We start from the raw sequence: 4,880 nt of genomic DNA, 5'->3' as shown, positions 1-4,880 counted from the left end.
TAATATTCCTTAATCCAATGATGTTTTTAGAGGCTGTAATTTGAACGTCTGGGTTAATATCAATGATTTTCCTAATGGCTTCGCCAATGATTTCTAAATCCCTCTCTATAGCCCGTTGCAAAATAATGTCATTAGAAAAATTGTTGAAGTCATTTTGAGTTTTCTGCTTAATAGATTCGATCTCCTCGATAACACTCTCAATGTCTAAAATGTATTTGAGTAGTTTAGGCTGCATACAAATCTACTTTTGACTGGTATACCTCTTCTTTGAGAATTGGGTTCTTCAGTGATTTGGTAGATACCAGATCGACTTTTCTATCTAAAATTTCTTGAAGGTGATGTAATAAAGAGAAATAGTTATCGGCATAGTCCAAAACGTCAATTTCATTAGAAAATTCAACGAGAAGATCGATGTCGCTGTCTTCATTCATAGCATCTTTTGCAGCTGATCCAAACAAAGCAATAGCAATCACATGATGTTTTTTACATGCGTCTACAATCTCATCAAGTTTATTTTGAATCAATTCAACCATAATTCAAAGATACATGAAATTTCGAATAATCCTTAATCAATGCGGTGTGGTGCATAACGCCTAGCTATGATGAGTGGGGCTTAGAAACTACTAAGCCTGCCAACCGCAGACAGCCACAGCAATTAATAAATTTACAAATTGTGGCTGACTTTCCAAGTACCGCCAAACTTTCCTGACTGATCGACCCCCATTCATTCATAGCTGATGTTATATGCTTTATTATCGCGCGGCTCTGAGTTCTTCAGGTAAATTCACAACACCGCACCCGTCCACTAGAGTTCGACCATTTTGCGAGACAAGCTGAATGTTAATGTGAAAGCTTTCCCCTTCTTTTCCATTCACTGTTGTTAAACCAGTTGTTTCGTCAAAGTTCAGAAGTTTGAACCCTCCATCGGGATAGTCCTGAGCATCCAAAATTGGGTCGAATCCTAATCCTTATTCAGGCTCGCGCTCATATGCTTCAGTTATCATTTTATCTAATTCGGTTTTGAAATAATCTGTTACCAGTTCTGAATTTCTTGTCCACTCTCTTATTTCAATACGATCTCCCATTTTTTCAGGATTATCGACATAGGAATTAATAAAATCAACCGCAACTTGGGGGTTCAGATCCTCCGTAGTTGTCTCCGCTTGTACAACCTTCTTAGCTTCTTCATTTTCGGATTGTAGGGGTGTTGTTTTTTCTGATTCGCCATGGTTAGTTTGCTTGTCTGAAGAACAAGCAAATAGCGTCAGAACTAAAAGAGTTTGGATAATTTTGTTCATAGTATTATTGCATATAACGTTAAGAATATGGGGCGTTGGGCACTTCAAGGCTCCAAACTACCAATTCCTTAGATATTTTTTTAAATGTAATCATTTTCGATTTTAGCAATATCTGCCCAATGACCTATATTTAGTGTTGTTGCCAGTTTTTCTATGTGGAGTAGTCTTCCAGCTTTATTAATTGCCAACTATCTCCTGACCTAATAAAAGTATATTTCACATGAATTCCATTTTCAATGCCTCTAAAGAAAATGGTTCTGTACTGTGTCCTTTGTTCTACATCCAAAACCATAAGGGCTTCAGTAGATTTTATTAAATTCCAAAACCCCCAATCTCCGGATCCGATTGAATCTCTAGCTGTTTCATAATCATTATTGTAGTCAGCAAAAAAGCGTGTTAATGGGAACTCAATATGATTCGTCTGGTAAATTGAGTCCGAAGAAAACCTCTTTAAAAAATCGATAAATTCTAAATCCTTAAGTGAATTGATGCTAACTGTATTTACTGAAAAAAGTCTCCAATTTTCAGCTTTTTGGGCAAAGGAATATTTTTTTGCATTATCATTTTCAAATGACAGAATGTACATAGAAATATCCTCTTCTCTTATGTCTTTATCAAAGTATGTTAATGTGTCAAAATGAAGGATCGGCATGGAACTTTTATTTGTATAAAAGGACAGGTGTTCCCAATCAGATTTCTCGACAATATTGACCGCATCAATTTTTATAGGATATTCAATCCTACTTCTTTGAAAATCTCTATCCCACATAAATTGGCTAAAGAATTCCATAAAAGTTTGCGTGGATATGTCCTCTGATACTGTAGTGTCTGGAAGTTCTTGATTGATGGAATCCCTCGAAGTAGTCAATACCGATTCTTCTGCAACTGTTTCTTTTGCCTCTTTTTCTGAGGAAGGACTTTCACAGCTAAGTGTAAAGAAGGTTGTTAATAATATTAAATATTTCATTTTTTATTCATGTTCGTAAACACAGATTGGCTACAACGCACAGCTATGATGAGTGGGATTAGAATGCTCTAACCTCTCGTCTCGCACATAGCCACGCCTTGATTTAAAATTATAATATGTGGCGGACTTTCCAATCCCCACCAAACTTTCCTGACCGATGAAACCCCATTCATTCATAGCATTTGTTGTATGCCGCTCTCTATTCAAACCATTGTACTTTTTTAAATTGATTGGTTAGTTCGGCATCTAAAGGTTTTAGTACAATTTCAAAGTTCGTTTTGGATTCCAAATTCTCATCATCTAATTCAGGATTGAAAAGTTGTCTTACAGTAACTGAGTAAATCCCGTTCGAAAGTTCATGATAAAGTTCAGAGTTATGGTTTGATGGAATTTTTTGTTTTGGATATGAAGCCGCCATTGTTAAATCAGAATATTCTGTAAGAAATAGTTTACAGTCTGTAACCTCAATAGTCGCTTCAAAGTCCCTAAAGGATTCTTGGTTCGATCGTTCGGAAACAAAATCAACGTTCCAAGTTCCTCCTTCATATCCTGTTCTCCAAATCAAAAAATGTCCTTGATTCATCTGCTCGACAAAATGGTTCATCAATTGATCAAATTCCCAATCTTCTGTTAGGAAAGCGTTGAATTTTGATGAGTTTACAAGTGCTAGAAATCCGTCATTATCTATTATTTGCATATTCTTAGCTATTCGTACAGTGGCATACAACGCCACTGTATAAATTCGTGGCTGATTAAAAGTATAAAAATTTCAATTAACTACCGAGGCAATCCGCAGGATTGCCTTATTAATTTAATTTTCACCAATAAGGCAATCCTGCGGATTGCTGGACTATCGACAAAGCGCCAAAGCTACAATAACCTACTAACAGCCATGATTTATGACAGAATGTTGGCAACAGTCTTTATTTGACCTCGTACGTTATTTCTTTTTCTAATATGAACTCATCAGAAAGGTCTAGGCCTTGTTTATCATACATATTCAGTTTAATGGTATGTGAACCTTTAGATTGTGGGCTTATTTTTATTTTAGCTCTTCCATTATTTATGTCAAGTGTGTCTCTGTCGTTTAATACAAAAGTCATGAACTCCTCACTTTTTGATGAAAAAGCTGAAAATATAACCTCTGCTTCAAATGATTCATTTGCCGACAAAACCGTCTTTGTAGGAACAACCATTAATTCAAGCTGGTCAAACATGTAGGACGCTCCGACTTCCATGGAAATATTTTCCATAATTGCGGTCTTTGCTTTAGTTAATGCTATAGTTCCTGCAATTTTCTTATAATTATCAGGAGCTTCCTTTAAGATAACCGACCAGTCCGAATAATTATACTTTGAAAGTTTTGATGATGACTCCTGAAATTTATCAAATATTAACCGAAGGTCGCTCCCTTCATTAACACCTGCAATAGCACTGTCGTATAGGGAGTCAAGTGTTTGTAATTTGCTCTGTACTTGCAGTTCTTTATTCTGACTTTCTGATATTAGATTAGTAATTGCATTCGATTTTCTCTCATTTCTTTGTAACTCATATTCCTTTTGCTTGGCTAAAAAGTTTTCTAATGATGAGTCAGTTGTACACGATGCTAATACTACTGAGAATATAATTATAATTGCTTGTTTCATCTGGTTGCTATTGTTGCCAACGCCACTGTATAAATTCGTGGCTGATTAAAAGTATAAAAATTTCAATTAACTACCGAGGCAATCCGCAGGATTGGCTTATTAAATTAAGCTTCACTAATTAGGCAATCCTGCGGATTGCCGGGCTATCTACAAAGAGCTGAAGGAACAATAACCTACTAACAGCCATGATTTATACAGAATGTTGGCAAACGTCTATTCATTATTCTGATATTCTAATGCTCTATTGAGTGCAATTAGTATACTGTCTATTTTGGGATTACTAATCTCTAAAGTCTCGAAATCTTTAATAATTGGCTTGATGGCAGGGTCGAGTAAAGGGCAACAAATTTCTGATGTGATGGCGTTCAAGTCGTAGTTGTTTTTTGTTATTAGTTCAGCAACGTCCTTTGGGTACTTGCTTAATACCTCAAATATCATTTCTTGACTGAATTCTGAAAATTCAACGTGATTGTCGCATTCCTCTGAGAAAACCTGCAAAAACATATCAATTGCACCTTTTGACAAGCTATCGATATTCTGATGGACGTAGAGGGTTACTTTAACATTACATGGCTCAGATTTCAACGAGTTAAATGACACTGTTTTTTGTTTTGTTTCTGTTTCAATAGGTTTTTTTGATGGAGACTGTGTGTCTTCTACTTTAAGAATATCAGAAAGTTCGCTTGAGTCTGTCGGAGTTGATACAATTTGAGTTTCATGGCTTTCCTGTTCAGTCTTGCTATTGCACGAAAAGATTAATACAATAATTATTAAGTGGAGTAGAATCTTCATTTTGCAGTTATGGTTGCCAACGTTAGGCTATCAATCGTTTTGATTGGAAATCTTAGTTATTTGATGACCTTTCATAATGATTTGATAGCTGATGTTGTGTTTAGTATATTTTCAATTCCTCCTAAAGTAGTAGAAATAATGGTAATTGAAAAATACGATGTTCCTTTCTTAAATCCT

The 4,880-nt window shown here is 35.5% G+C and carries 8 protein-coding genes; all 8 read right to left on the bottom strand.

The window, feature by feature from the left end; translation table 11 throughout:
- Positions 1–235 (bottom strand): HepT-like ribonuclease domain-containing protein (locus B9Y84_RS20305; protein WP_085519231.1); only part of this gene is annotated, 235 nt, incomplete at its 3' end.
- Positions 225–533 (bottom strand): nucleotidyltransferase family protein, encoded by a 309-nt coding sequence (locus tag B9Y84_RS20300; protein WP_085519230.1) that lies wholly within the window; start codon positions 531–533, stop codon positions 225–227. The genes B9Y84_RS20305 and B9Y84_RS20300, both read right to left, overlap by 11 nt.
- A gap of 219 nt (positions 534–752) precedes the next feature.
- A complete protein-coding gene (locus B9Y84_RS20295) occupies positions 753–947 on the bottom strand; it encodes a hypothetical protein (RefSeq protein ID WP_085519229.1) in 195 nt (64 codons plus the stop codon).
- Positions 948–968: 21 nt separating this feature from the next.
- On the bottom strand, positions 969–1,298 hold the full coding sequence (locus tag B9Y84_RS20290; protein ID WP_085519228.1) for a hypothetical protein: 330 nt from the start codon (positions 1,296–1,298) through the stop codon (positions 969–971).
- A gap of 151 nt (positions 1,299–1,449) precedes the next feature.
- Complete coding sequence (locus B9Y84_RS20285; RefSeq protein WP_085519227.1) at positions 1,450–2,265, bottom strand: DUF4348 domain-containing protein; 816 nt, start codon at positions 2,263–2,265, stop codon at positions 1,450–1,452.
- A 199-nt stretch (positions 2,266–2,464) separates the two neighbouring features.
- Positions 2,465–2,962, bottom strand: a complete 498-nt coding sequence (locus B9Y84_RS20280; RefSeq protein ID WP_085519226.1) for a hypothetical protein — start codon at positions 2,960–2,962, stop codon at positions 2,465–2,467.
- 226 nt (positions 2,963–3,188) lie between these two features.
- On the bottom strand, positions 3,189–3,911 hold the full coding sequence (locus B9Y84_RS20275; RefSeq protein WP_085519225.1) for a hypothetical protein: 723 nt from the start codon (positions 3,909–3,911) through the stop codon (positions 3,189–3,191).
- 213 nt (positions 3,912–4,124) lie between these two features.
- Positions 4,125–4,703, bottom strand: coding sequence for a hypothetical protein (locus B9Y84_RS20270; protein WP_085519224.1), 579 nt, complete (start codon positions 4,701–4,703; stop codon positions 4,125–4,127).
- Positions 4,704–4,880: the final 177 nt, after the last annotated feature.

The sequence above is a fragment of the Marivirga sericea genome (assembly GCF_900177665.1).
Lineage (GTDB): Bacteria > Bacteroidota > Bacteroidia > Cytophagales > Cyclobacteriaceae > Marivirga > Marivirga sericea.
Note: the sequence above shows the minus strand (reverse complement) of the source record. Positions and strands in the feature narration are given on the sequence as shown.